Annotated in this window: 21 protein-coding genes and 3 tRNA genes; 16 read left to right on the top strand and 8 right to left on the bottom strand. The window is 70.3% G+C overall.

The genetic code is table 11. From position 1 onward, the window contains the following. A partial coding sequence (locus tag ABZ342_RS19155) for a threonine/serine exporter family protein (RefSeq protein ID WP_360474491.1) occupies positions 1–1,165 on the bottom strand: 1,165 nt, incomplete at its 3' end. 169 nt (positions 1,166–1,334) lie between these two features. On the opposite strand from ABZ342_RS19155, the gene ABZ342_RS19160 reads away from it, so the two are divergent. Beyond that, positions 1,335–1,407, top strand: a tRNA-Thr gene (locus ABZ342_RS19160). A 49-nt stretch (positions 1,408–1,456) separates the two neighbouring features. Here the strand turns inward: ABZ342_RS19160 and ABZ342_RS19165 are convergent. After that, positions 1,457–1,918, bottom strand: coding sequence for a hypothetical protein (locus ABZ342_RS19165; protein ID WP_360474494.1), 462 nt, complete (start codon positions 1,916–1,918; stop codon positions 1,457–1,459). A 156-nt stretch (positions 1,919–2,074) separates the two neighbouring features. On the opposite strand from ABZ342_RS19165, the gene ABZ342_RS19170 reads away from it, so the two are divergent. The 9 genes from ABZ342_RS19170 (at position 2,075) to ABZ342_RS19210 (ending at position 9,386) form a co-directional block, all read left to right on the top strand. Then, on the top strand, positions 2,075–2,722 hold the full coding sequence (locus ABZ342_RS19170; protein ID WP_360474496.1) for a hypothetical protein: 648 nt from the start codon (positions 2,075–2,077) through the stop codon (positions 2,720–2,722). Beyond that, a complete protein-coding gene (locus ABZ342_RS19175; RefSeq protein ID WP_360474499.1) occupies positions 2,719–4,494 on the top strand; it encodes a hypothetical protein in 1,776 nt (591 codons plus the stop codon). The genes ABZ342_RS19170 and ABZ342_RS19175 overlap by 4 nt, the downstream gene beginning before the upstream one ends. A gap of 8 nt (positions 4,495–4,502) precedes the next feature. Continuing rightward, a complete protein-coding gene (locus ABZ342_RS19180; protein ID WP_360474502.1) occupies positions 4,503–5,228 on the top strand; it encodes an SEFIR domain-containing protein in 726 nt (241 codons plus the stop codon). Between the two features lie 152 nt (positions 5,229–5,380). Further along, positions 5,381–6,196, top strand: a complete 816-nt coding sequence (locus ABZ342_RS19185; protein WP_360474505.1) for a type II CAAX endopeptidase family protein — start codon at positions 5,381–5,383, stop codon at positions 6,194–6,196. Continuing rightward, complete coding sequence (locus ABZ342_RS19190) at positions 6,193–7,350, top strand: histidine kinase (RefSeq protein WP_360474508.1); 1,158 nt, start codon at positions 6,193–6,195, stop codon at positions 7,348–7,350. Before ABZ342_RS19185 ends, ABZ342_RS19190 begins: the two co-directional genes overlap by 4 nt. After that, positions 7,347–7,991, top strand: a complete 645-nt coding sequence (locus ABZ342_RS19195) for a response regulator transcription factor (protein WP_155547580.1) — start codon at positions 7,347–7,349, stop codon at positions 7,989–7,991. The genes ABZ342_RS19190 and ABZ342_RS19195 overlap by 4 nt, the downstream gene beginning before the upstream one ends. 258 nt (positions 7,992–8,249) lie before the next feature. Then, a tRNA-Glu gene (locus tag ABZ342_RS19200) sits at positions 8,250–8,321 on the top strand. Positions 8,322–8,323: 2 nt separating this feature from the next. After that, a tRNA-His gene (locus ABZ342_RS19205) sits at positions 8,324–8,400 on the top strand. Positions 8,401–8,534: 134 nt separating this feature from the next. Then, the gene (locus ABZ342_RS19210; RefSeq protein WP_360474511.1) at positions 8,535–9,386 is read left to right on the top strand and encodes an alpha/beta hydrolase; all 852 of its coding nucleotides are present in this window, start codon (positions 8,535–8,537) and stop codon (positions 9,384–9,386) included. A gap of 11 nt (positions 9,387–9,397) precedes the next feature. Here the strand turns inward: ABZ342_RS19210 and ABZ342_RS19215 are convergent, their stop codons facing one another. Continuing rightward, the gene (locus ABZ342_RS19215; protein WP_155547578.1) at positions 9,398–9,559 is read right to left on the bottom strand and encodes a hypothetical protein; all 162 of its coding nucleotides are present in this window, start codon (positions 9,557–9,559) and stop codon (positions 9,398–9,400) included. An 89-nt stretch (positions 9,560–9,648) separates the two neighbouring features. Beyond that, positions 9,649–11,889: an NB-ARC domain-containing protein gene (locus ABZ342_RS19220; protein ID WP_360474514.1), complete on the bottom strand. Its 2,241-nt coding sequence runs from the start codon at positions 11,887–11,889 to the stop codon at positions 9,649–9,651. Positions 11,890–12,258: 369 nt separating this feature from the next. Between ABZ342_RS19220 and ABZ342_RS19225 the strand changes: the two genes are divergently transcribed. Together ABZ342_RS19225 and ABZ342_RS19230 are read left to right on the top strand one after the other, a co-directional pair. Beyond that, entirely contained in the window at positions 12,259–13,239 is a 981-nt protein-coding gene (locus tag ABZ342_RS19225; RefSeq protein ID WP_360474517.1) for a hypothetical protein, read from the top strand. A gap of 171 nt (positions 13,240–13,410) precedes the next feature. Beyond that, on the top strand, positions 13,411–14,265 hold the full coding sequence (locus ABZ342_RS19230; RefSeq protein WP_360474520.1) for an ion transporter: 855 nt from the start codon (positions 13,411–13,413) through the stop codon (positions 14,263–14,265). Here ABZ342_RS19230 and ABZ342_RS19235 read toward each other — a convergent pair. Continuing rightward, positions 14,254–14,943 carry a TioE family transcriptional regulator gene (locus ABZ342_RS19235; RefSeq protein ID WP_360474815.1) on the bottom strand — a complete coding sequence of 230 codons (690 nt, stop codon included), beginning with the start codon at positions 14,941–14,943 and terminating at the stop codon, positions 14,254–14,256. The two genes, ABZ342_RS19230 and ABZ342_RS19235, sit on opposite strands and share 12 nt — an antisense overlap. 29 nt (positions 14,944–14,972) lie before the next feature. Between ABZ342_RS19235 and ABZ342_RS19240 the strand changes: the two genes are divergently transcribed. Continuing rightward, positions 14,973–15,938 (top strand): erythromycin esterase family protein, encoded by a 966-nt coding sequence (locus ABZ342_RS19240; RefSeq protein WP_360474523.1) that lies wholly within the window; start codon positions 14,973–14,975, stop codon positions 15,936–15,938. 57 nt (positions 15,939–15,995) lie between these two features. Here ABZ342_RS19240 and ABZ342_RS19245 read toward each other — a convergent pair whose 3' ends face one another. Beyond that, positions 15,996–18,323: a chitobiase/beta-hexosaminidase C-terminal domain-containing protein gene (locus tag ABZ342_RS19245; protein WP_360474525.1), complete on the bottom strand. Its 2,328-nt coding sequence runs from the start codon at positions 18,321–18,323 to the stop codon at positions 15,996–15,998. Positions 18,324–18,590: 267 nt separating this feature from the next. On the opposite strand from ABZ342_RS19245, the gene ABZ342_RS19250 reads away from it, so the two are divergent. Then, positions 18,591–19,820 carry a peptidase S8 gene (locus tag ABZ342_RS19250; RefSeq protein WP_360474527.1) on the top strand — a complete coding sequence of 410 codons (1,230 nt, stop codon included), beginning with the start codon at positions 18,591–18,593 and terminating at the stop codon, positions 19,818–19,820. On the opposite strand, the gene ABZ342_RS19255 is transcribed toward ABZ342_RS19250, so the two are convergent. Then, complete coding sequence (locus ABZ342_RS19255) at positions 19,809–20,966, bottom strand: DUF2716 domain-containing protein (RefSeq protein WP_360474530.1); 1,158 nt, start codon at positions 20,964–20,966, stop codon at positions 19,809–19,811. The two genes, ABZ342_RS19250 and ABZ342_RS19255, sit on opposite strands and share 12 nt — an antisense overlap. A gap of 67 nt (positions 20,967–21,033) precedes the next feature. Between ABZ342_RS19255 and ABZ342_RS19260 the strand changes: the two genes are divergently transcribed. Then, positions 21,034–21,657: a hypothetical protein gene (locus tag ABZ342_RS19260; RefSeq protein WP_360474533.1), complete on the top strand. Its 624-nt coding sequence runs from the start codon at positions 21,034–21,036 to the stop codon at positions 21,655–21,657. Here ABZ342_RS19260 and ABZ342_RS19265 read toward each other — a convergent pair. Further along, on the bottom strand, positions 21,646–24,459 hold the full coding sequence (locus tag ABZ342_RS19265; RefSeq protein ID WP_360474535.1) for an alpha-L-fucosidase: 2,814 nt from the start codon (positions 24,457–24,459) through the stop codon (positions 21,646–21,648). The genes ABZ342_RS19260 and ABZ342_RS19265 overlap by 12 nt on opposite strands. Positions 24,460–24,612: 153 nt before the next feature. Here ABZ342_RS19265 and ABZ342_RS19270 point away from each other — a divergent pair, with 153 nt between their 5' ends. After that, positions 24,613–25,494 carry a sigma-70 family RNA polymerase sigma factor gene (locus ABZ342_RS19270; RefSeq protein ID WP_360474537.1) on the top strand — a complete coding sequence of 294 codons (882 nt, stop codon included), beginning with the start codon at positions 24,613–24,615 and terminating at the stop codon, positions 25,492–25,494. Positions 25,495–25,527: the final 33 nt, after the last annotated feature.

Genomic DNA, 25,527 nt, shown 5'->3' on the forward strand with positions numbered 1-25,527 from the left:
AGCTGACGCCGTCGAGCTGGGACAGCATGAGCGCGCCGTAGACGGCGGCGCCGATGGTGCCGGCGGCCGCCGCGACCAGCATCGCGCGCATCTTGGAGTAGGAGGCGAGCGCGAAGCAGGCGGACGCGCCGGCCCCACCGAGCACGACGAGCGGCAGCTGCTGCGGCGTCGACCCGCTGACCTCGGGCAGCGGCGTCCGCGGCAGGCCGAGCATGACGGCGATCCGCAGGGCGAGCACGACCCCGGCGATCAGGCCGGCGGACATCAGCGCGGTCTCCATGGTGCGGCCGGCGGCGGTGACGTTGTAGCCGGTGATGGCGTCTTGGACGGCGGAGACGGTGGAGAGCCCGGAGAGCAGCACGGTGACCGCGGCGGCGACGACGAGCGTCGGTTTGTCGGTGGTCAGGAGGTTGCTGCTGACGATGGCCATCGCCGAGAGGGTCGCGACCAGCCCGCCGATGACCTGCTGGAAGAAGAAGGGCAGCCCGTAGCGGTTGACGAGCCGCCCGATCCGGTCGATGACACCGCTGATGACGAACGCGACGAGCGCGATGTCGATGCCGCCCCCGAGCAGGATGGTGATGAAGGCGGCGACCCCGCCCCACGACAGCGTCGCGACCCAGCGCGGGTAGGGGTGCGTCGCCGAGGTGATCCGCTCCAGCTCGGTCTGCGCCTGCTCGGCCCCGACGTTCCCCCGGACGATCTGCCGGATGAGCTTCTCGGTCTCGGTGAGCCGGGTGTAGTCGAGACTCCGGCTCCGCACGACCCGCAGCGCGGTGACGGGCGAGAGGTCGGTGCCCCGGTGACAGGTGACGGTGATCGAGGTGAAGATGACGTCCACCTCGCAGTGCGGCAACCCGAGAGCGGCGGCGATGGCGATGATCGTCGCGGTGACGTCCGAGGCGCCGGCGCCGCTGGACATCTGGACCTCACCGATGCGCAGGGAGAGGTCGAGGACGAAGTTGACGGTGGCCTCATCGGGCAGCTGAGGCCCCATGGCCTCATCGGCGTCAACGGCGGGGAACTCCCCGGTGGGAGCCTCGAGAACGTGCCAGGGGCGGCGCTTGAGGAGGTTGGGGCGGTGGGTTTTCGCTTGTTGCGGCGGACCTTCGAGGAGGGGCCATCTGGTCACGGTGCCCCCGTTGGTGCGCTCGTTGATCTTCAAGATCCACCTCCTCGCTCTACGTGTCTCTCCGGGACCATCGACGACAGTGTGTCGTTCGTTGCAGTGGCGTGCACCACGTGGCTCCATAGTGGCCTGGAGCTGGGGATCATGCCTCTCGAGAGGATCTTGTGGACAGCCCGATACACTGGTGCTGGCGCTTGGGCGTCAGGCCGCTATAGCTCAGCTGGTAGAGCATCTGTCTTGTAAACAGAAGGTCAGGGGTTCGAGCCCCCTTGGCGGCTCCGAAAGGCACTACGCGCGCTTACGCGATCGTCGCGTTCGGTGCCGCTGCTACAAGCCGTTGCGGCAGACGAGTGCCGCGACCCGGTCGGCTTCGATCTGCCAGCGCCGCGTCCGGTGCCGCAGCGTCACGATGACGAGGGCGACACTGCTCAGCACACTCGCCGTGGCGACGTCGGCGACGTCCCCTTGCAGACCGCCGGTGACCGCCCAGACCAAGCCGATCGCCGCGGCCGCCGTGCTGAGCACGAACGCGTTGGTCGGCGCGCGCCACGTCCACGTCTCGCCTGCCTCGATCTCCTTCCGGAGCGATCGGGCCGCCGACTGAACGGCGTTGCCACCCGCGCCGAGCTCGATGATCCGGTCGGCCGCGGCCGCGCAGAACTCCCGCTGCCCCCGCGTGGTCATGACCGGACGGCGATCGCGGGTCAGGCTCCGTACCCGCACGGTCGATTCCGCCAGCGCGCGTGCGAGCCGATCGCGGATTTCCTCATCGCCAGGATCTGCGGTCATCGCGTCTTCCAGACGTTTCAAGTCGACGAAAAGATCTTTCAGGGAACTGTTCACGGGAGGATTCTCCAATGTGTTCACATCGGGTCGGGGGCACCATGCTACGGTCTGCGCCCTCGGCTACGCGGCCAGATCACAGTTTTGGGGAGGATCTTGGAAATGTCCGCGAGCAACACCCGGTTCGCAGCTGTTCTCGGCGCGGCGAACTTCCTTGTTTGTGCGGCGGTCGGAACGGTACTGCTGCTGGTGAACGGAAGCGAAGGGCAAACCGTCCAGTCGGTTTCGGCAACGGACTCGGTTTCGCCCGGAACCACCACGAGCTACGAATCTTCGACCCCGGCCGCCGGGGTTTACCCGAGCACGCCGGCGGCGGTCGGTGAGAGCTACGAAACCGTCACCGCACCCGCGGGGTTCAGCACCGTCGTCCCGCGAGGCTGGCTGAGCGAACCGAAGAACCCGGGCTCCTTCCAGGCCAATGATCCGGTCGACGAATCGCACTACGTCCGCTATGGCGCAAGCGAAGCGAACGGTGATCTCGTCAAAACGCACGTGGACGCGGAGAAGAGCGCGGCGACTCGGCTCACCGGCCTGCACCGCGTCCGGATGGACCGGACCGATGTGCGCGGCAGCGAAGCCGTCGACTGGGAGTTCACCTGGGAGTCGTCGACGGAGGGAACGCGGCACGTGCGCGCGATCTATTGGCGCACCGGAGGAACGGAGTACTTCGTGTACGTTTCCGCCCTGGACTCGGCGTGGGGGCCGATGCCGGAGCTGCTGACCACGATGGTCGACCGGAGCCGCCCGTGACCATCCACGAGCCGTCGACCGACTGGACACGCTTCGCCGCGGCCGAGCACACCCAAGCCGAACTGCCACCGCTCGACGAAAACACCCGCTACCTCGCCGCGGCGGCCCACCTGGACCGCCGTTATGCCGACGACGTCGTTCGCGAACTGCTGGTCGAAGACACCCGCCAGGTGCCGTTGACGCCCGGTCTGGACACCGCCACGGTGCTGACCGAAGTCGTCGCGGCGCGGACCCGGCGCAAGTTCCGCGACGGTGCTCTCGGGCTGCTGACGATCGCCTTCGTGACGACCAGCTTGGGAGGCCCAGGCCTGGCCGCGTGGCTGAGCTGGGCCGCGTTGCTGTCGATCAAGCCGATCTGGAAATCGGCCCGGTGGGGCCGGCCCGGCTCGGGACTGGTCGTCTTCGGGAAGTTCTTCGCCGTGTTCTGGCTGCTCACGGTGGCCGCCCTGCTCCCCGTGATCGGTGAACTGGAGTCCACGCTGCAGAGTTCTTCGAGCCGGTACGCCCGCGGTAGCTCGGAGACCAATCCGCTCGATTTCGCCAACCTGCTTCCCGGCTGGTTCGGACTGGACGCGGACGTGATCTCCGGCTCCTCGGCATTGCTGATGCTGGTCATCCTGGTCGCGGACCGCGTCATCGTCTGGCGGACGGTCAGGCGGTACTTCGGCCGCCGTGCCCGGGTGCCGGGCGCGGTGGAACGCCCGTCATCCGATCGCCTCTCGCTCCTCTGCAGCCCGCCCCGGCTCCGCCGGGCACTCGATCGCCACCGCGCCGGCCGAGTCGCCGAGTCGCCCGACGCCCGGGTACCGCTGGTCGTCTACCGGGGGCGCAACCCGTTCGTCGGCGCCGGGACCAGTGTCACTCCGTGGTCACTGGCGTTGCCGTTGGAGCGGCTGGGTGACGTCGCCTCGCCGGCCGAAGAGCCGCTCACCACCGCGCGGTTCTACCAAGAAGTCGGGAAAGCGGTCGAGGAACTGCAGCGGCACGCGGCTCTCTCACCGGACGAACGCCTCCGGGACCTGCGGGTCGAAGGCATGGTGTTCAGTCCGGCCGAGGGCCTGATCGACCACGTGCACGAACCGGTCACGAAGCCCTACCTCGGCAGCGTTTCCCAGCCGCCCGCGCACTACCTGCCGACGGAGGAGGCGGAGCGGATCTACCACCGCCCGAGGGAGTGGGCGCGGTACTACCTCTGCTTCCAGGTCGAGACGTGGAACCGTGAACTCGTCCTCTCCGCGTTCCTGCACGCGGCCGTCGAGGAGAGCACCCTGTACATCGAGTGGACGCCGTGCGTGCTCCTGCCGATCCGGCAGGAGTTCCGCGCCGGGGACACGATGACCGCGGACTGGTGGCGGCCGGTCTGGCAAGGCGTCCTCCGGTGGCTGAAGCTCCCGGTCACCGGCCCGGGCCGCTTCTGGGCCGCTCTCAAGGTGATCCGGCCGCTACCGCACGACGGGCACACGCTCAACGCCGATCGCTACGGCTCGGCGCGCACGTTGCGGGAACTCGGCGCCGCCGAGGCCGCCCGCGACTACTTCCAGGTCGTCGACGCCGAGCGGTACACGAAGCTGCTGGAAAGCCGGCTGGTGCCGGCGATCAGCAAGGTGCTCAGTGATTCCGGGTATTCGCCGGCGTCGTTCGAGCGCCGGGTCGCCGCTGTCACGACGAACAACGTGACCATCCACGGCAGCAACACCGGTCCGATGGTCTTCGGCGGCGTGGTCGAAGGCGATGTTTCCGGCGGAACTTCCGTGCCGGCACCCCGGATTTGAGGTCTTCCATGCCCGAGCAGAACTCCTTCACCAACGCCGGGACGAACACCGGGCCGGTGATCTTCGGAGGCACCATCCACGGTTCCGTGCGCGGGGGTAATGTCCAGCGGGAAGTCGCCGTACGCGAGGTGGCCGAGGAATCGCGGCCGCCACGGTCCGTGTCCTCGGGTTCGATCGCGGTGACGCCGGGCGTGGGGAAGCCGCCCAGGGTTTTCATCACCTATTCCCACGACGACGAACGGCACCGTGTCCTCGTTCGTGAGTTCGCGACGTTCTTGCGCGCCGACGTGGGAATCGACGTCCGGCTCGACCAATGGGCCGACGACGGTCGCCGGGACTGGTCGCTCTGGGCGATCGATCAGCTCGCCGAAGCGGATTTCGTGCTCGTGATCGCGTCCCCGGACTACAAGCGACGGGCGGAGGGCACCGAGGAACCGCACCTGGGGCGCGGTGCTCAGTTCGAGGCCGCGATGATCCGGGACAACATCACCCAGGACCTGCCCCGCGCCACCCGGCGGATCCTGCCCGTCGTGCTGCCGGGCCGACGGGTCGACGAGATCCCGTCGTTCCTCAACGCGCATTCCACCACGCACTACGAGATCAAGGAGTTCACGCCGGACGGCGTCGCGGAACTGCTGGTCGCGATCACCGGCGTGGCTCGCTTTTCGCTGCCCGATATCGGCACCTTCGCGGGCGCGCCGCCCGAAGCGACCGGGCGAAGCGGGTCTTGCTGACTTCCGTCGGTACCCGGGTTCGAGGCGCGGCGCTTGTCCCCCTCGCGAGCTACATCCGACTGTCCTCTCCGCGGTGACGTTTCCCGGGGCCGAAATCCCTAGCGTTTCCCTCGACCGCAGCACTTCCGCCGCGGGAATGCGAAGGAGTCGTCGTGCGACTGTTGTTGCAGCTCGTGACCGTGGCCGCCGTGGCCATGGCCGGTAGCCTGGCCGTCAGTGCCGTGCAGTGGAACACCCTGCTCACCCTCGTCCTCGGGCTCGGCACCGCCGTCCTCGCCGTGGTCGCCTACCGGTGGATCGTGCGGAAGACCGAGGACCGCGTTCCGGTCGAGATCGCGAAGAACCGCGCCGCGCTGGGGCGGGGCCTCGTGCTCGGGACCGGGTTGTTCGGGCTCGTCATCGCGGCCATCGCCCTGAGTGGTGGCTACGAGGTGCTCGGCTGGGGCTCGCTCGCCGGTGCCCTCGCGTTGTTCGGGTTCAGCGCCGCGGCCGCCGTCACCGAAGAGCTGCTCTTCCGCGGCATCCTCTTCCGGTTTGTCGAGGGACGCATCGGTACCTGGGCCGCGCTGACGCTGACCGGGCTGCTCTTCGGCCTTTCGCACCTCTTCAACGCCCACGCCACCCTCTGGGGTGCCATCGCCATCGCCGTCGAAGCCGGGGGCATGCTCGCCGCCGCCTACGCCGCCACCCGGAACCTCTGGGTGCCGATCGGGCTGCACTTCGCGTGGAACTTCGCCGAGGGCGGCCTCTTCGGCACCCAGGTCTCCGGCACCGACGCTCCGAAGGGCCTGCTGGACGGCGTCATGTCCGGTCCCACCGCGATCAGCGGGGGCGAGTTCGGGCCGGAGGGGAGCGTCTATGCGGTGCTGGCCGGGATCGTCGTCACGACCGTGTTCATGGTGCTCGCCCGCCGGCGCGGGAACATCGTTCCGCTTCGGCGTCGCGACGCCGCTACGCTCGTCCCGTGATCGACCACTGGCGGCGGCTCGACGTCACGGTCCGGGACCTCGCGCTGGGGCTGCTCCTCGCCGGCCTGGCACTGGTCCCCGCGCTGGGCGGGCACGGGACCCAGGTCGGGGACCTGCCGACGCGGCCCATGGACGCACTGGGCTTCGTGGTCATCGCCGTCGAATGCCTGCCGCTGGCCATACGGCGGCGGTGGCCGGCCGCGTGCCTCGCGCTCGTGTCGCTCGGCTTCGCCGTCGACCAGCTTTGGGGCTACCACACGGTTTCCGGCACCGCGTTGCCGATCGCGCTGCTGAGCGCGGCGGCCCACCTCGGGCGCTTCCGGTGGACGACGGTGGCCGTCGCGTCCGCGGCGTACGTCCCGCTGGCCTTCGCGCTCGCCCGGCGCGGATCGACCGAGGGCGTGACCGGCTTCGTCACGTTCTACCTGGCGCTGGCCCTCGCGTGGGGCATCGGCGCCTGGCTGCGGCAGACCCGCGCCGCCGAGGCGGAGCACCGCCGCTTCGTCGCCGAGAGCACCCGCACCGCCGAACGGACGCGCATCGCCCGCGAACTGCACGACGTCGTCACCCACCACGTGACGGCGATGGTCGTGCAGACCGAGGCGGCGCGCTACCTGACCGCCGCGCCGGAGCGGCTCGACCAGGCGCTGACCGCGGTCACCGACACCGGCCGGCTGGCCATCGCGGACCTGCGGCAGCTGCTCGACCTGCTCAACCCCGACCACGGCGCCGAACGGCTTCCCGTCGGGTCCCTGCGGACCCTGGTGGAGCAGACGCGGCGCTCCGGCCAGCCGATCGAGTTCACCGAGGCCGGTACGCCGGTCGCCGACGACGTCGTCTACCGCGTCGTGCAGGAGGCGCTGACGAACGCGCTCAAGCACGCGCACGGCCGCCACACCGAGGTCCGGGTGCGCCGCAGTGATGTGGACACCTTCGTCGAGGTGGCCACCGACGGCCCGAAACTGTCGGTGCCCGCCGGTAGCGTGGAAAACGGGGGCGCCCCCGGCGGCCCGGTGTCGCTGCGGGGGAGCGGGCGCGGCTTGGCCGGGCTCCGCGAACGCGTCAGCGCGCTCGGCGGCGAGTTCACCGCGGGCGATCGTGACGGCGGCGGGTTCGTCGTCCGGGCCCGGATTCCTGCGGAAAGGTCGTCGTGATCAAGGTTCTCGTCTGCGACGACCAAGCGCTGATCCGCACCGGGTTCGCGACGATCATCGACGCCCAGCCCGACCTCGAGGTCGTCGCCGAGTGCGCGGACGGGCGCGCGGCGGTCGACCTCGCCGGGTCGCTGCGGCCCGACGTCGTGGTGATGGACGTCCGGATGCCGGTGCTGGACGGCATCGAGGCGACGCGTCTGCTCGCCGGCGCCGGCGTAGCGCAGCCGGTCAAGGTGCTGGTGGTGACGACGTTCAACCTCGACGAGTACGTCTACGAGGCGTTGCGTGCGGGGGCCAGCGGGTTCCTGCTCAAGGACGCGCCGCCGGCGCAGCTGCTGCACGGCATCCGGACCGTCGCGACCGGCGCGGCGCTGCTGGACCCGGAGGTGACGCGCCGGCTGGTCGGCCAGTACGCGGCGCGGATCCGGCCCGCCGCGTCCGGCGAAGTCGCTTTGGCGCCACGGGAACTGGAGGTGCTGCGGCTGATCGCGGACGGGCTGTCGAACAGTGAGATCGCCGCGGCGCTGGTGATCAGCCAGGAGACGGTCAAGACGTACGTGTCGCGCATCCTGACGAAGCTGGACCTGCGCGATCGCGTGCAGGCGGTGGTCTACGCCTATCGCACCGGGCTCGTGCGTTAATGCGTTGACCCGCCTCCGCGGGGTGGGTGATGATGCTTTCACACGATCCGGACCGAGGAGTTGTCGTGACGCATATGCGGGAACACAATCTTCAGGGGCTCCCACCTGTGACGTAAATCGTCGTCACGCCACGGGAGCCGCCCATCGGGAAACCGATCCGGGCGGTTTTTTCATGCATTCTTTTTTCCCGCGCTCGTCTTCGTCGTACGGATACGGCGGACGCGAGTGCCCTCCCCGGTCGGTGCGACCGGGGACCACGGCGCGTTGGTCCAGCGGTACGGATCCCCGGTTCTCACCCGGGAGACCCGGGTTCGACTCCCGGACGCGCCACGGTGGCCGAAGCCGAAGGAGGCGAGGCCCCGGGCTGTGACCCCGGGCGAAACCGGTGCGAATCCGGTCGGCCGCCCCACGCGCGCGGTTCGGTAACCAGCGGGGTCTCATACGCCCCGCCCACGTGGATCGACACCACGGCGCGCGACCACGCGAAACTGTCGGTACCCCGGTTTACGCTGCCCCCGAGACCCGGACCAGGGGGAGGAACCCATGACCACTCATACGTTGGAAACGCCCGAGGCCGACATCGTCTACGACGTCCACGGCACCGGTGAGGGCCCGCCGCTGCTCATGGTCGGGCAACCCATGGAAGCCGGCGGGTTCAGCACGCTCGCGTCCTACTTCCCCGACCGGACCGTCGTCACCTACGACCCGCGGGGGCTCGGGCGCAGCGTCCGCAAGGACGGCCGGGAAGACCACGTGCCCGCCACCCAGGCCGGCGACCTCCACGACGTCATCCAGGCGCTCGGCGCCGGGCCGGTCGAGGTGTTCGGCAGCAGCGGGGGCGCCGTCACCGCGCTCGCGCTCGTCACCGCCCATCCCGATGACGTCAGCACCCTCGTCGCGCACGAACCGCCGCTCGTCGGGGTGCTGCCCGACGCCGCGGCGGCCGAGCGGGCCGGGAAGGCCTTCCGGGACGTCTACCAGGCGCGGGGCTTCGGCGCCGGCATGGCCGCCTTCATCGCGATGACGTCGTGGAAGGGCGAGTTCACCGACGACTACTTCGCGCTGCCCGCGCCGGACCCGGCCCAGTTCGGCATGCCGTCCGAAGACGACGGCCGCCGGGACGACCCGTTGCTGACCGATCGCTCCTTGGCCGTCACGGCGTACGAGCTGGACGTCGCCGCCCTGAACGCGGCGCCGACGCGGATCGTGATCGCGGTGGGCGAGGAGTCCCTCGACGTCATGACCGGACGCGCCGCGCTCGCCGCCGCCGAGCGCCTCGGCCAGGAGGCGACGGTGTTCCCCAGCCACCACGGCGGTTTCCTCGGCGGCGAGTTCGGCTACGCCGGCCAGCCCGAAGCCTTCGCGCGCAAGCTGCGGGAGGTCCTCGAAGGCTGACCCGTCGTACATCAGTGCTCGACCGGTTCGCTGGTGGAGACGGCCGGGCCGCTCTGGCCGGGCGTGCTCGCCGGGGCGGCGGGCCCGGCCAGGGACACACCGGCGACCAGAGCCACCGCGACGATGAACAACGCGGTGCGGAGGAGGGCGGAAAAAGAACAGACGACCATCATGGCAGGCTCCTCGGAAACGGGGGTTTCGCAATTCCGCGATTTCCGCGGAATTCGGGACTGCTTCAATGGTGCGCGCCGGAAGGGTGTTGCTACAAGGCGTTTCCGTTGCCCGAAGCGGCGGGAAACCCGTTCACTTCCGCGCCGGCGAGCCGATTCCGGTACGCGGCCTCGCCGAGCACGGTGGGATCGAGCGTGACCCGGTACGCGGCGGCCTCCGCCCACCAACGGGCCGCCGCCGGTCGATCGCCGCGGCCGGCTGCCGTGTTGCCCAGGCCCGTCAAGGCCCGCGCGTGCTCGTACTCGTTGCCCGCGTCGTCCGCCAGTTCGGCCGCGCGGCGGTAACCGCGCTCCGCGTCGTCCCACTGCCCGGCGCGGAAACGCACCCACGCCTCGCCGTTGACCGACATCGCCCGGTCGACCGGCAGCTGAGCGAGCTCGACGGCCTCGCGTGCGCTGGACAGCGCTTCGGGGAACCGATCGAGAGCCGCCGAAGCGAGAGCGATGCCGCGCAGGGCGATGACCTCGTTGCGGGTCCGCCCGGTCCGGCGGTAGACGTCCAGCACCGTCGTCAAATCGGCCAGCGTCGCTTCGGCTTCGCCGCGGTACAGGCGCGCCCAGGCCAGGCTGGACAGCGCGTCGATCGCGCCGCGGTCGTCGCGGGCCTGCGCGAAACACTCCTGCGCCTGCTGGTGGAACCGGACGGCCTCGTCGACGCGGCCCGACTCGATGTGGGCCATGCCGAGGTTGTTGAGGATCATCCCGGTCGCGCTGAGGTCGCCGGACGCCCGCGCGGCCTCGAGCGCGCGCTCGTGCGTCCGGATCCACGGCTCGAACAGCTTCTCCCGGAAGAAGAACGCGCGGAGCACGAAAGCGAGCTGCCAGCAACGGTCGTGAAGCCCGTGCCGGAACGCGGATTCGACGATCTCGGCCAGCGCCGGCCACTGCGCGGCGAGCCAGGTCAGCGCGCCGTCCGCGTCGGTGAACGGAACGCCCGCCGGAGCGGGGAGGCCGGTGGCGGGCCGGTACCGGTAGGGCTCCGCGAGCTCGTCGGCCGCGAGCGTCGTCATGAGCGCGTGGTCGACCAGGCGGCTCACGGCGACTTCGCGGTCGGCTGGCTCGACGTCGGGAAGCGCGTGCGTGGCGGCGAACATCCGCATCAGGTCGTGGAGCTCGACGTACCCCCGTTCGTCCCGGACGACCAGGTGGGCGTCGTGCAGCCGGTCCACCAGCCGATCCGCCTCGCCGGGGCCGAGGCCCGCGAGTGCTTCGACGGCGGCGATCTCCGCGGCGGTCGCGGGGTGGAGGGCCAGCAGGCCGAGCAGCCGCCGCTGGTCGCCGGGCAGGGACTCGTAGGAGACGGTGAACGCCGTGGCGACGCTTCGCTCGCCGTCGTCCAGCGTGCCGAGGCGGGTCCGTTCGTCGGCGAGCCGGTCGCGCAGCCTCGCCGCCGTCCAGCCGCCGGCGACGAACCGGGCGGCCACGATGCGGATCGCGAGCGGCAGCCGTCCGCAGTGCCGGACGAGCTCGGCCGCCACACCGTCGTCGTCCGGTGCGTGTCCGCCCGCGACGGACCGCAGGAGCCGCACGGCGTCCTCGAGCGGCAGGACGTCGACGGGGAAGTGCCAGGCGTCGTCGAGCGCGGGGAGCCGGCCCCGGCTGGTCACCAGGATCCGGGACGCCGTCTCACCGGGGACGATCGCGCGGATCTGTTCGGCGGACCGCACGTTGTCCAGCACGAGGATCATCCGCCGGCCGCGCAGCTGGTCGCGGACCAGGTTGGCCAGGCCGTCCTCGTCGGCGGGCAGCTGGTCGGCCGAGACGTCCAGCAGCCTCAGCAGCCGGCCGAGGGCTTCGCCCGGCGAAAGCTCGGTCGCGCCCGGGGTGTGCCCGCGCAGGTCGAAGAAGAGGGAACCGTCCGGGAAGGCGTGCTCGACCCGGCGGGCCGCGGCGACGGCCAGCGTCGTCTTGCCCGCTCCCGCCATTCCGTGCACCACGCCGACGCGGGCGTCGTCCGGGTCCAGCAGCAGCGCGGAAAGCGCGTCGAGCTCGGTTTCCCGGCCGACGAACCAGCGCCCGCCGTCCGGCAGCCCGGCAATGCCGCCGGCGCTGCGGCGCGCGGGCGTTCCCGGTTCCGTGGCGAGGGCGAGCAGTTCTCCTCCGGCGCCGAGTGCTAGGTCGCAGGCCTTGGCCAGGTCCCGGTTCACCCGGGCTTTGCCGTTCTCCACTTTGCTGAGATAGCCCTTGGTGAAATGCACGGCGGTCGCGAGTCCGGTCAGTGACATACCGACCGACGTCCGGCGACGTTTCAATTCCGCTCCAAAGTCCGGCATAGGTCAATCATCCTGTATTCGGTGATCGGGGGGAAGGACGGCCGGCGGCCCGGGCCCGCCGGCCTGCAGCTGATCAGCCCAGCAGGGAGACCAGCTGGCCGAGCACGATGATGAGGTGCGTGTGCATCGTGTTCACCTTTCCGGATCGAATTTCTTGTTCTCGTCGAAGGATTTCGACGACCCAAGCTTCACCCGGTGAATTCGGTGATAACAGATGTTTCCCGTTGCCCGTCGAGAGGAAACGGTGCTGACCAGTTCAACCTGCGCTGTTTCCCGATTTCGGAAACAGGCGGGAAACGGGTGACCGCACCGCGGTGGGCGGGGACGATGAGTACACTTCCCCGCAGCGACCGAGACGGAGGTGGCGGCTTGGCTCAGGAGGCGGCCGAAGCGAAGATCAACGCTCTCTCAGTGGAGCTGAAACTGCTTCGCAAAGGTGTGGGCGTCCAAGCGAAGAACCTGCCCGGTGTCGTCGGCGAAGAACTGCGCGCGGTGTGCGGTGTCCGCGAAGACGACAACCCGGGAACGGTTCGCGCCAAGGTCCTCGCCGGGCTGAGAGCCTTGATCGACAAGCTGCCCGAATCGCAGCGGAAAACGGCGCGGATCGTGCTGGGTTTCGGCACCGGCGCGGACCAGCGGTACACCGCGCGCCTCGAACTGCTGGGCACCGGCGCCGATCGCAACATCCGGACGATGCAGCGCCGCGCCGACGACGTCGTCTACCTGATCGCCGAGGCCGCGTACGAGACGCCGTCGGCGTCCGGGGGCTCGCTCGTGAGCAGCGAGGGACCGTGGCACACGTCGGCGCTCGCGGTCCGGCTGACCCTCAGCGGTGCCGCGGCCGAGGTCTTCGAAACGCGGCGGATCGTCAGCCACGTCACCGGGCTCGAGGAGATCGAGCACGGGGTCTCCCTCGCGCGGCCGGTCAGCACGACCGGTGAGCCCGACCTCGACGGCCTCGGCATCGACGTCGTGTCCGGCGGGGAGGTGCATTCCGTGCGGATGGTCTCCTCGACCCGGGTGGCGTTCCGCCTCCGGCCGCCGCGGCCGCTGGACGCCGGTGAGCAGCACGAGTTCTTCTTCCGCATCCGGCTGGAGGAGCTGCCGGCGCCGTTCTACTGCTGCACGCCGGAGTTCCCGTGCGAGAGCTTCGAGCTCAATGTCCGGTTCGACCGGCAGGAGCCACCGCAACGGATCTGGCGCATCGACGGCGACCTCTCCAAGGACGCGGGCGATCCGGTGCCGGCCCGCAAGCCGCTCTTCCTCGACAACGCGGGCGAGGTGCACACCGGTTTCCGCGGCCTCCGGCCCGCGAGGTCCTACGGAGTGGGCTGGCAGCCGGCTCACTGACCGGCCGTGCGGGGTGCGCGCCATGCTCCTCCTCGCGTGAGCGCCTTCTTCCAGCGTGCCGTATCCGGCCGGGGAAAGCCGCGTCGAACCCACGACAAGAACACGACAGTTCCCCGCGCCCGAGCGGAGCGGTGAATCGGCTGACCAGCACCGTGCGTGCCATGATCGGGCATGGCCACCCTTCGCGACGCCCGCGAGCCGGAGCTCAACAGCGGGATTCTGCCCGGGAATGTGCGGGCCGACGACTGGATCATGCTCGTCCTCGCCGCCGGGTCGGTCGGGTTGCTCGGGTTCATGGTGCTGAGCCCGCCGGCGCGGGACGTCGGCCTCGTGATCTTCTACGTCGACTGCGGGATCTGCTCGATCTTTCTCCTGGAGTTCCTCTGGCGGTGGCGGAAACGCCGGTGGGCCAAGAAGTTCCTGGTGCGCAACTGGTACGAGCTGTTCGCGATGATCCCCGTCGCGCACCCCGCGATGGTCGCGCACAAGTTCGTCAGCGTCGTGCTGCTGCTGGTGCGGATCGGGCGGGCCGCGGACCGGGCGCTCGGGGAGCAGTTCACCTACCGGCTCGTCGACAAGCTGTCCGAGCCGATCGTCAAGGCCATCAAGAAGCCGATCACTATCGCGGTGCTCGACGAGGTCGTCAAGGTGCTGGAAACCGGGAACTACCCGGAGAACCTCGCCAAGTCGCTCGGTGCCAACAAGGACGAGCTGCGCACGATCATCGCCGAGAAGATCGCCGCGGATCCGCAGCTCGGGAAGCTCAAGCGGCTCCCGTTCCACGACGAGATCGTGCGGACCGTCGTCGACACCTCGTTCCGCGTGCTGCTCGAAGTGCTCGTCGACCCGCGGATCGACGACTTCTTCTCCGCCGTCGTGCGCGACAACCGCGAGCAGATCCGGCAGGCCGTGCAGCTCGGGCTCAACGAGGTCGACGACGACGAGAAGGAGCAGTCCCTTCCCGTGCGCACCCAGCACTCGGCCGCGCTCGAGTACGACCGGCTGCACCCGAAGTCACGGCTGTGAGGCGAGGTACTCGCCGAGCCGGGCGGCCGCGTCGAGCATGGCGACGCCCCGCGCGGTGAGCCTTTCCTGCCACGTCCGCAGCGCGTCGGCCAGGGATTCGGTGCCGCCGGCGGTGCGGACCTGGCCGACGACCGTCGCGATGTGCTCCAGCGGGTAGCCGCCGCGCCTGAGCAGGTGGGTCAGCTCCGCGTCGCGGACGTCGGCCGCCCGGAAGACCCGGTAGCCCGTGGCGGGGTCGCGCGACGGGGTCAGGATGCCGGCGCGCTCCCACGCGCGGATGGTGGCCGCGGTGACGCTGAGGCGATGCGCGAGTTCGCCGATCGGCCAGCCGGCCCCGGCCGGTTCCGCGGACGGCCCGGCGGTGAGGTCGCCGATGGCTCTCCGCACCGTGTTGAGGGTTTCGCGGTCGCGGAGCAGCTGTTCGTGGCCGCGGTCGACGAGCGTCAGAGCGCGATCCAGGTTTCCGGCGTGGACCGCGTGCATGATCCCGCCCCCCGTCGCGTGCCCGTACGCCCGGACCGAAGAGAGAAAGGCCCGCAGCGCCGCAGCATGGATCGGCGTGTAAATCCGGTAGCCACTCGAAGTGCGCGAAGCCGGGGGAAGGAAGCCGTCCCGCTCGTAGTTGCGGACCGCTTGCGTGGAAAGGCCGTGCTCACGGGCGAGATCCGCAGGTCTCAATGAAGTGTTCAAGGATACGATTCAACCACATGGACATCACGGACTTCACCGCCGAACTGCTCGCGTTCGGCGAGCCGACGCATTTCGAACCGGCCTTCGCGCGGATCCGCAACGACCTCTTCGCCCGGCTGGCCAGCCACGGCTTCCGGGCGATCGCACTGGAGACCGACCGCGTCGCCGCGCTCGACGGCGAGTTCTCACACGGCTTCGGCGACCTGGCCGCCAACCGGCAGCTGCTCGCTTGGATCCGCGAGTACAACGAAACCGCCGACGAGCCGCTGACGTTCCACGGCTTCGACGCCCCGACCGAGATGTTCAGCGCGCCCAGCCCCCGCACCTACCTCGAACACGTCCGCGACTACCTCGGCCTCGACGTCGACATCGCGGCCCTGACCGGCGACGACGAACGGTGGAGCCGCTCCGAAGCGATCCTCGACCCGGCTGAGTCGCCGGGTGCGTCCCCCGAGGCCCACGAGCTGCGAGTCATCGCGGACGACCTGCTCCTGACCCTCGACGCTCGCGTCGAGCTGGCCGCGCACGTCGCGAGAATTCACGCCATCGCCGGGCTCGACCTGCTGCGCTACCACGCGGCGTCGGCTAGGCCGGGCGACCGGGACACGCGGATCGCGCGCCTCGCGGGTGTCCGCGCGGTCATCATGGCCCGGAACCTCCTGGACATCCACGCTTCCCAACCCGGCCGGACCTTGGTGTTCGCGCACAACGCCCACCTGGGGTCCGGCGCGGGGGCGATCGTCGCGTCGCGACTCGGCGACCGGTACGCCTTCATCGCCGGCAGCCTCGGCCACAGCGAAGCCCTCGGCCTCGGTGAACCGGCCGCGGACACCTGTGAAGGCCGCCTGCAGCGCGACACCGACGGCTGGCGGCTGACCGCCGAAATCCCGGCCGGGCACACCCGGGAAGACGCCGACTACCGGTACGCCCCGCTCACCCGGGAGCTGCTCGACAGCGCCGACGCCGTGCTGCACATCGCCTGAAAAAAAGGAACCCCCGCACCGGGGTCGGGTCCGGTGCGGGGGCGCCTGTCACCCGGGTTACGGGTAGCTGACCACGTTCACCGGCACCGTGCCCGAAGGCGTGACACCGCCGGTGTCGTTGATGACGTGCGTGATCGTGCCGCGGTAGTTGAGCGACACCGACAGCAGGCTGTGGAACTTGACGCCGCTGGTGTTCGGCACCTCGAACGCGTGGTAGCTGGACACCGCGGGGTTCGTGTCGAAGAAGCAGTAGCTCCCGAGACCCCACGCCTCATGGGACGTCACGTTCGACGCGACCTTGTAGGCCGCGTACCCGGCGACGCCGGATGGCGCGTTCCACGAGGCCTGGTTCGGCACGTCGTAGGGCATCTCGTTCTGGAAGAAGATCGTCTTCCCGCCCTGGCCGTTCCAGATCACCTGGTACTTCTGGTAGTGCTCGACGAACAGGCCGGTGGCCAGCACGTTCGCGCCGTTCACCACGAGCCCGGTGTCGGCGGTGTTCGTGTTCCAGCCGACCGTGCCGCTGTTGCCGTGGTCGGCCCGCCATGCCCAGATGTGGTCGATGATCGTGTTGGCGCTGTTGACGATCAGGCTGTTCGTCGCCTTGCCGGCGATCGCGCCGCCGATCCGGAAGAACACGTCCTGGACCGTCGTCGGGTTCGAGGCGTGCGACGCCGACGAGCCGGACTGGCCGACCGTCAGCAGGGCCTGCGAGTTCGTCGTGCCGGCGTCGAAGAGCAGGCCCTTGAGCCGGACGCCGTCCACATCGGACACCTGCATGGCGTTGACGCCGTTGTCCGGCACCAGCGTCGGGTAGCCGATGCCGAGGATGGTGGTACCGGCCTTGGTCACGTTGAGCGTCTGGTTGAGGTGGTAGATGCCCGGCGTGAAGAACAGGTTGCAGCCCGCCGCGAGCGCGTTGTTGATCGACGAGGCCGTGTCGCCGGACTTGACGACGTAGAACTGGCTCATCGGCGCCGACGTGCCGGGGGTGCTGCCGTTGGCCCAGCTCGGGCCGGACGCGTTGGTGCGCAGCGAAGGCAGGAACACGCGGTACTTGCCGGTGCCGTCGACGTACAGGTAGGGCACGTCGCGCGAGACCGGGGTGGTCGCGAGCGTGGTCTCGGGCGGGTTCGGGAAGGTGTTCGCCGGCGCGCCGCTGGTGCCGGAGAAGACCATGTTCCAGACGCCGCCGTTCCAGCTGCCGAGCTGCGAGTCGCGGGTGTACCACTGCTGCTGCGAGACCGACGCGGCCTGGCCGGCCACCTTGGTGTCGGCGATGTAGCCGCCGCTCGCGTAGCCGTAGCTCGCCGGGTACAGCTGCAGTCCGCCGCGGACGTCCATCCGGCGGAACGGCGCGGCCTGCGCGACCGCCCAGCGCTCCTGGCCACCGGAGGGGTTGACCGCCATGTTCTCGGCCGAGCGCCAGAAGTTCTGCAGCGCCACGCCGTTGTCGGAGGCGTTGAAGGCGTCGACCGTGACGTCGCCGTTGATCAGGACGTCGCCGGGGTTCTGGCCGAGGCCGGCGACCGAGGTGTAGAAGCCGACGTTGTCGTGCACGTTGTTGTACGTGCCCGGCTTGAACAGGTGGGCGACGCGCCGGTCCGCCATCTGCGCGGTGAGCGTGTCCTTCTGGTTGTTGAAGTCGGTGTCGAGCTGGGCCTGGATCGTCGCCGCCGACATGCTCGGGTCGAAGATCCGCACGTTCGAGCCGAAGTTCGGCGTGTCCGACTGCGTCGGGCAGCCGGCCTGGGTGCCGATCGTGTAGGTCGCGCTCGACACCGGGGACGTCGTCGAGCCGGACTTGAGCGCGATCGCGTTGACCGTGCGGGAGTTCGGGACGCTGATCGGTCCACTGTAGAGCGTCGAAGACGCGGTCGGCGTCGAGCCGTCCACCGTGTACCGGATGGTCGCGCCGGAGGTGGCGCTGCTGATCGTCACGGTCTGGGCGGACGAATACGTGCCACCGGGCGGGCTGAACGTCGGCGCCGCGGCCGTCGTCGTGCCCCCGCCGCCGACCGTGTAGGTGAAGTGCGGGGTGTCGTACTGCGGCCCGCTCTTCTCGTAGGTGAACCAGTAGTCGAGCGTGTTCCCGGTGCTCAGGCCGTTGACGGTGGTCTGCCAGGTGCCCGAGCCGTTGGTCATCCGCACGTTCTGCTGGCCGACGCCCGGCACGCCGGTGTAGTGGACGTCCACGTACAGCGCGGGGGTCGTCGGGGTGAAGTTGAGCTGCAGCTGCGTCGAGCTGAGCTGGGTGACGCTCTGGGTGTAGTCGTCCGCGGCGAGCGCGGCGGGGGCGGTGAGCCCGGCGCCGAGCAGCAGAGCCGCGGTGAAGGCGACGACGCCGCGCCGGCGCCGTCGAAGCTTGTCAAAGGTCCGGTTCACGCCGTGACACCTCCGCCGTTGGGGATCCACGAGCATTCGTTGCGAGTCACAACAAATTAGCTCCCACTGAGCGGTGCTTCGGTCTCGTTTCGGTAACACTTGTCTGGACCAATGCGCGAACGGGTGAAGCGGTTCGTGGCCCTTCGTCGGGTTGACGGCGGGGTGGGCGAATGACTGAACCGAGAAACCTTCTTCCGTCGGGTGACCCCGAACGAGTGACATGCGACGATCCCGTGCCACACCTCGTCCCCTACCGAGGAGTAGGCCATGGCGCCTCGACGGTTGTTCCGGTCCCTCGTCGTCCTCTCCCTGATCGCGGCCCCGCTGACGGTCGCCACCTCGACGGCCGAAGCCGCACCGCTGCAGAGCGGCGGCATCGTGAACTTCGGCTGCGCCACCTCCGGCAAGATGCACTGCCTCGGCAAGGCGATCCGGTCGCCGAAGGGCAGCGGGCCGCTGATCGTCTCGACCCCGGTCGGCTACGGGCCGGCGGAGATCCAGGCCGCGTACAACCTCGGCGGCCTGCACGCGAACGGCCGCACCGTGGCCATCGTCGACGCGCAGGACGCGCCCACGGCGGAGGCCGACCTGGCGAAGTTCCGGTCCGCCCGCGGGCTTTCCGCGTGCACGACGGCCAACGGCTGCTTCAAGAAGGTCAACCAGAACGGCGCGGCGAGCCCGCTGCCGGCGCCCGACTACGGCTGGGCCGAGGAGATCAGCCTCGACCTCGACGCGGTCTCGGCGACCTGCCCGGACTGCAAGATCCTGTTGGTGGAGGCCAACTCCCCGGACACCGACCCGCTGATGACGGCGGTCGACACGGCCGCGGCGACGCCCGGCGTGGTGGCGATCTCCAACAGCTACGGCGGCACCGAGGACTCGACGATCCTCGCCGCGGACGCCCACCTGAACCACCCGGGCATCGCCGTCACGGCCTCCTCGGGCGACTCCGGGTACGGCGTCAGCTGGCCGGCGTCCTCGCCGTACGTCACGGCGGTGGGCGGCACGACGTTGAAGAAGTCCACGACCACCACCCGCGGCTGGACCGAGACGACGTGGAGCGGCAGCGGCAGCGGCTGCTCGGCACTGGAAGCGAAGCCGGCATGGCAGCACGACACCGGGTGCGCCAAGAGGACGGTCGCGGACGTCTCGGCGGTCGCGGACCCGGCCACCGGGCTCGGCGTCTACGACACGTACAACAGCTGCGGCAGCTCGTCGTTCTGCGACTTCCTGTTGGCGCTGGGCCTGGCCCAGGGCGCGGACGGCTGGGTGCAGGTCGGCGGCACCAGCCTGTCGTCGCCGGTGATCGCGAGCGTGTACGCGCTGGCGGGCAACTCGGTGACGTCCGGGTCCTACCCGTACGCGCACACCGGCGGGCTGAACGACGTGACGTCCGGCTCGAACGGCAGCTGCGGCGGGAGCTACCTCTGCACGGCGGGCGCCGGGTACGACGGGCCCACCGGGCTGGGCACGCCGAACGGGACGTCAGGCTTCTGACCGCCGGAGCGGCTCGCCGAGCGCGGCGGTCAGCTCGGCGTCGATCCGCGTGAGGAGCTCGCCCCACACGCAGACCGTCTCCTCCCACGGGTGCCCGAAGGTGCCCAGGCGGAGGTCGTGGGTCAGGTAGAGGTGGTAGTCGCCGTCCGGGAAGACGGCGCCGGGCCAGCGCGGTCCGGCGCCGTCGACCCTGGCCGGGTCGAAGCGGTACCCCGCGTGGTGCCAGTCGAGCCAGTACAGCTCTTCGCCGACGGCACGCAGTCCTTTGTGGACGATGTCGGACAGGGCGTCCAGCCGGGTGTCGTCCAGCTCGCCGACGTGCCAGGTCGCCGAGCCCGCCGGTTCGGTGATGCCGGGGAACGCCCTCATGTCGGGCCGGAAGGCGAACTCTTCGTAGAAGCGGGCCCAGATCTCGTCCTGCTCCGGCTCGGCGAACAGCCGGCGGACCGGCCGGGTCCGTGCGGGCTCGCCGGGGGACGGCAGGCGGTACCGGGTGACGGTGGTGGTCTCGCGCATCCCGGCCGCCTCGAAGGCTTCGCGCAGATCGCCGTCGGCTTCCGCGAGCAGCGACCGCACGCCCGGATGGGACCCGCCGACGCGGGGCATCGCCCGCCAGTCGTGGCCGGCGAGCGTGGCGGCGAAACCGGGATCGGTGACTCCGCCGACGACCATGACGTCACCGATTTCTTCGAGCCACGCGGCCCGATCGCCGTCGAGGACGACCTCGGAAGACTGGCCCAGGTGGGCCGAATCGGCGAGGAACTCGGTGTAGGGACGGCGGTGCGGGCCGGTCCTGGCGGCCAGTTCGGCGATGCGCTGGTGCCCGGGCCAGTGATCGCCGATTCGGGGGAGCGCGGTGGTGTCCGTCCCGATCGGACAGACCAGCACCGACCGTTCCGGATCGGGAGTGAAGCCCGCGGCGAGGAGGGCTTCGGCGAGCCGTGGGTCGCCGTAGACCGGCCACACCACCGGTTCGTTCCGGCGCGCGAACGCCTCGACCTGCCGCGCGACGAGCGCGTCGAGGTCGCCGTCCGGCAGCGGCCCGTGGCTCACCTCGCCGTGGGTGCCGTAGTGCGTCCGGACGATCGGCCCGTCCCGCTCGATCACCGCGCCCACCGGAGGGAGCCGGGGCAAGTCGTTCAGCATGCTGTCCATTTTCCACGGACGGGTGACCTTCGTGTACGGGCTCCCGGTGCGGGGTAAGGATCACTGCATGCTGGACACGGAAGTCCTGTCACGGACATCCCCGCGGGCGCTCGACGTCGTCACTCCGCTCGGTGACGTGCGGTTCGCCGTCCGCATCGGCGGGTGGGACGTGCCCGCGAAACCCGAACACACCTGGGGGCTCGACTCGGGTGCGCGGCTGTGCCGGTGGCGGCACCGGTCCGTGCGCCTCGACGTGCTCTCCGGGACCACCGAGCCCGAACAGCCCCACGTCACCCGGGAGACGGCGATCTTCCGCGTGCTGGCCAGGGAACCGCTCAGCGAGTTCGTCGTCCAGGCCGAGCTGGACGCGCCACCCGAGGACGTCCGGGCCGGTGACGGCGCCTTCACCGCCGGAACCGCCGACGCCGTGGTGAGCGTCGGCGGCCCCGCCACCGAGATGCTGCGGCACTGCTCGCGGGCCGGGCAGCACGCGCCGCCGTACTGGTCCACCGCGCTGCCCGATGACGCCGTCGAGCTCGACGGCGCGCGGCTCACCTGGCAGCTGCCCGGCGTCGAGCGCGGGGACTACGCCGAGCTGTGGGTGTCCGTCGCCTGGAGCGCGTCGGGCGACGGCCCGGCCCGCGCCGTCGACATCGACCCGGCCCGCGTGCTGCGCGAGCTAACCCAGTGAAATCCGGTCCAGATCCGGAGCCCCCGCCCGGTCGTTGCCGATCCGGATCGAGTTGGCGTCCGCGTTCAGCGTCACCGGGACCGAAGTGGTGTACGGCGTGCTGTTGCCGGCGCCGCTGACCTTCACCTCCACCGGCGCACCGCCGTTGACCGACACGAAGTACGACCGGTCGCCGTTGACGGTGAAGTCGAGGTAGAGGGTGTACTGCCCGGCCGTGGCCACCGTCACGCCCGGGAACGTCACCGCCGCGCCCGCGCCACCGCCGATGTTGCGCACCTTCTGGCCGCCCGAGCACGGCGAGCAGCTCGTGACACCGGCGTCCCCGATGTCGTTGGCCGAGTCCTCCGCCTCGCGCATGAACACGCGGTCGGCCGGACGTTGCTTCACCTGCACCGGCTTGCTCACCGACTTCGCACGGCCGAGCGTCGAGAACGACGCCGTCACCGGGATGGTCACGTCCTGCGCGACCGGGGACGTCACGGTCCACGACCCGCTCAGTACCTGGCCGAGCCGGAGGTTCGCCGCGGTCACCGGGGCGCCCTGGAGCGTCCAGCCCGCCGGGACGACCGGCGCGAGCGTCACCTGGTCGAGCGGGTCGTCGACGTCGAGCCGCAGGGAAGCGGTGATCTTCAGGGCCTGCTGACCCGGCGAAACCCACTGCACGCCCGCGGGTTGCACGGTCAACGTCGTCTTCGGCGTGTGCGACTCGGGCGGCAGCGGCGCCACGGCGATCCGGTCGAGGCCCACGGTCCCGGAAACCTTGATGGTGTTGGCTCCCGCGTTCAGCGGCACGGCGATCGCCGCCGGGGCGTTGACGGTGATCGGCGCGGCGCCGTTCACGCTCACCGCGAGCGAGCCCGGCCCGGTGGTGTCCAGCTGCAGCCGGGAGGGGCCCGTGGCCTGGACGTTCCGGAAGGTGACGGCGCCGCGGTCGAGACCGGTGACCGCGGCCGTGCCCGAGCACGCCTCGCACCACACCGGCGACGCCTTGCCGTCGAAGCCGTTGCGGGGTGACTCCGCCTCCAGCGGCACCTCGCCGCGGGGATCGGGGTAGCCGTAGGCGACGTCGATCTCGTCGAGCGCGAGCTGGTGGAAGAACGGCTTGGCCTGCGGGCCGGACCACGTGTTCAGCACCTCGAGCTTGAGGTAGCGCGCGTGCACCTCGCCGACGTCGACGAACTGCACGCCGCGCGTGCTCGGCAGGGCGCCGGTGCGCACCGGCTGTCCCCAATTCGTGCCGTCGTCACTGGCGTAGACGAGGTAGTCCTTGATCCGCGCGGAATCCTCGGCGCGGCCGAACGACTCGCGTGCGGCCGTCGGCGACGACTCGCGCTCGTGCACGGCCAGGTAGGCCGTCGATCGCTTCCTGCCCAGGTCCAGCGTCACGGACACCGGCTGCTGCCCGCCCGCGTCCCAGTAGTTCAGGTAGCTGCCGTCGGTGAGGTTCGCCGCCGGGTGCCCGGGCGCCGAGGCCGACGCGGTCGCCTTGATCGTGCTCTTGTCGTAGAAGTACTGCTGCCCGGCGGTGTCCACTTCGAACACCGTGTCGTAGGTGTCCCAGTCGGTGATGTCCAGAATGGACAGATAGCCGCCGGACTGGGCGAACCGCATCGGCTTTCCGGTGCGCACATCGGACACCCGCGTGACGCGGTAGCCGTTGTCGCGCAGGCGGACCAGGTTCGTCGACGGCCGCGTGACGACGTGCACGTACTGCGTCCTGGCGCCCGGCTTCACGGTGATGACGCCGTGCGCGCCGTCGTTCCAGAAGCCGGGTTGCATGCCGCCGTACATGTACCCGCCGCCTTCGGTGCCCTCCAGCGTCTTCTTGATCGGCTGGGTCCAGGACGCCATGAAGTTGTTGAACGCCTCCTGCTGCGGCGGGAACTTCCCGTTCAGCATGGCGGTTTCGGCCATCAGCGACTTGATCGACGAGCCCGCGTTCGTGATGTAGCGGCCGGTCGAGAGCCGGACGTCGACGGCCTGGTCGCCGCCGCTGTACCACCAGTCGCCGTTGGTCGGCAGCTTGTAGTCGGCCTCGGTGAGCCGCGGCATCGGCGTGTAGATCGCCTGCGGGTAGTCGTACGACGGCGTCATGCCGGTCTTCTGCTCGTTGCTGACCGTGTCCATGATCGGCGTGTCCTCGTTGTTGTTGCTCAGCAACCAGGACGGCCGCTTCTCGCGGATGTGCTCGTAGAGCCCGTGCTGCTCCCAGTACTCGTTGTCGTTGTCGATCCAGAACCCGGCGAGGCCGGCGTAGCGGTCCATGACCTCGTCGAACAGGTCGTAGCTGTACTCGCCGAAGCCGGGGCGCGTCGTCAAGTCGACTTGGTGGCCCTTGTACGCCGAATAGGCGGCCGAGTCGAGCGACTCGTGGCCGGTTTCGTTGTGCCACTGGGGGTCGTCGGTCATGTAGAGCATCACGCGGACGCCCTTGGCCTGGCCCGCGGCGATCAGCTCGCCGAGGAAGTCGCGCTGCGTCGAGCAGCTGCCGGGGATCTTCGACGGCCACGGCCGCGCGTAGCCCAGCCGGCTGTGGAAGGTGGTGAGGACGACGTAGGACGCGCCGAGCTTCTTCGCCTCGTCGATCCAGTAGTCCGGCGTCCAGCCGCCGGCGGTGACGTCGTGCTCCCAGGCGGCGCAGTCGGTGTGCCGCGGCGCGGTGAACATGCCCCAGTGCAGGAACAACCCGGCCGTCGAAGCCCGCAGCCAGTCCTGGCGCGGGTTGAACAGCTCGGCGCTCGCGGGGGTGACCAGGCTCGCCAGCAGCACGATGACCGCGGCGAGGCAGGCTCGGACTCTCATGGCCGCTCCTTTGTCCAGAGAGATCCGATGATTATGCGGTCATATATCGTACGTCAAGGGAGGATGCCGCTCAGCGGTACCCAGTCGTCCGATCTGTCACATCTTCACCGCCGGACACGTCAAGGTGACGACGCCCCGCGAAAGGACCGGCCCGTGAACGACGACCTGCTGGCTGACAGCTTCGAGACCCACCGCGCCCACCTGCGGTCGGTCGCCTACCGGATGCTGGGTTCGCTGACCGAGGCCGAGGACGCCGTCCAGGAGTCGTGGCTGCGGCTGAGCCGCAGCGACTCGGCCGCCGTCGAGAACCTGGGCGGCTGGCTGACCACGGTCGTCGGGCGCGTCTGCCTCGACATGCTGCGCTCGCGCAAGGCCCGGCGCGAGGAGCCGTGGGACGTCCTCGTGCCCGACCCGATCGTCAGCCGCGACGACGCCGGGCCCGAGCACGAGGCGCTGATGGCGGACTCGGTCGGCCTCGCGCTGCTGGTCGTGCTCGACACGCTCACCCCGGGCGAGCGGCTGGCGTTCGTGCTGCGGGACATGTTCGCGATGCCGTTCGACGAGATCGCGCCGATCGTCGGGCGGTCCGAAGCGGCGACCCGGCAGCTGGCGAGCCGCGCCCGGCGACGGGTCCAGGGCGCCCCGGTCGCGCCGGACCCGAACCTGTCCCGGCAGCGCGAGGTCGTCGACGCCTTCCTGGCCGCGGCCCGCGGCGGCGACTTCGAGGCGCTGGTCTCGGTCCTCGACCCGGAGGTCGTGCTGCGCGCCGACCGCGGCGCGGCGCTGGGCGGGTCGATCGAGGTGCGCGGCCCGTCGGCGGTGGCCGACCAGGCACTGACGTTCTCCCGGCTCGGCGCGGGCGGCGGCGTGGTCCACCGCGCGCTGGTCAACGGCGCGGCGGGCGTGGTCGGCACCCGCGACGGACGGCCGTTCTCGGTGCTGGGCTTCACGGTCGCCGGCGGGCGGATCGTGGAGATCGACATCCTCGCCGACCCCGCGCGCCTCGATCGGCTCGACCTGGCGGTGCTCGACTGAGGTCGTGAGTGGGAAACCGTGTGCTAACCCTGT

The organism is Amycolatopsis sp. NPDC005961 (assembly GCF_040629235.1).
In the GTDB taxonomy this organism is placed as follows: domain Bacteria; phylum Actinomycetota; class Actinomycetes; order Mycobacteriales; family Pseudonocardiaceae; genus Amycolatopsis; species Amycolatopsis camponoti.

Excerpts from the sequence above, each read along its gene's own strand:
- ABZ342_RS19220 (WP_360474514.1), bottom strand. The coding sequence starts at position 11,889 with ATGCCGGACTTTGGAGCGGAATTGAAACGTCGCCGGACGTCGGTCGGT.
- ABZ342_RS19165 (WP_360474494.1), bottom strand. The coding sequence starts at position 1,918 with ATGACCGCAGATCCTGGCGATGAGGAAATCCGCGATCGGCTCGCACGC.
- ABZ342_RS19250 (WP_360474527.1), top strand. The coding sequence starts at position 18,591 with ATGGCGCCTCGACGGTTGTTCCGGTCCCTCGTCGTCCTCTCCCTGATC.
- ABZ342_RS19230 (WP_360474520.1), top strand. The coding sequence starts at position 13,411 with ATGGCCACCCTTCGCGACGCCCGCGAGCCGGAGCTCAACAGCGGGATT.
- ABZ342_RS19215 (WP_155547578.1), bottom strand. The coding sequence starts at position 9,559 with ATGATGGTCGTCTGTTCTTTTTCCGCCCTCCTCCGCACCGCGTTGTTC.
- ABZ342_RS19240 (WP_360474523.1), top strand. The coding sequence starts at position 14,973 with ATGGACATCACGGACTTCACCGCCGAACTGCTCGCGTTCGGCGAGCCG.
- ABZ342_RS19265 (WP_360474535.1), bottom strand. The coding sequence starts at position 24,459 with ATGAGAGTCCGAGCCTGCCTCGCCGCGGTCATCGTGCTGCTGGCGAGC.
- ABZ342_RS19210 (WP_360474511.1), top strand. The coding sequence starts at position 8,535 with ATGACCACTCATACGTTGGAAACGCCCGAGGCCGACATCGTCTACGAC.
- ABZ342_RS19255 (WP_360474530.1), bottom strand. The coding sequence starts at position 20,966 with ATGCTGAACGACTTGCCCCGGCTCCCTCCGGTGGGCGCGGTGATCGAG.
- ABZ342_RS19170 (WP_360474496.1), top strand. The coding sequence starts at position 2,075 with ATGTCCGCGAGCAACACCCGGTTCGCAGCTGTTCTCGGCGCGGCGAAC.
- ABZ342_RS19260 (WP_360474533.1), top strand. The coding sequence starts at position 21,034 with ATGCTGGACACGGAAGTCCTGTCACGGACATCCCCGCGGGCGCTCGAC.
- ABZ342_RS19180 (WP_360474502.1), top strand. The coding sequence starts at position 4,503 with ATGCCCGAGCAGAACTCCTTCACCAACGCCGGGACGAACACCGGGCCG.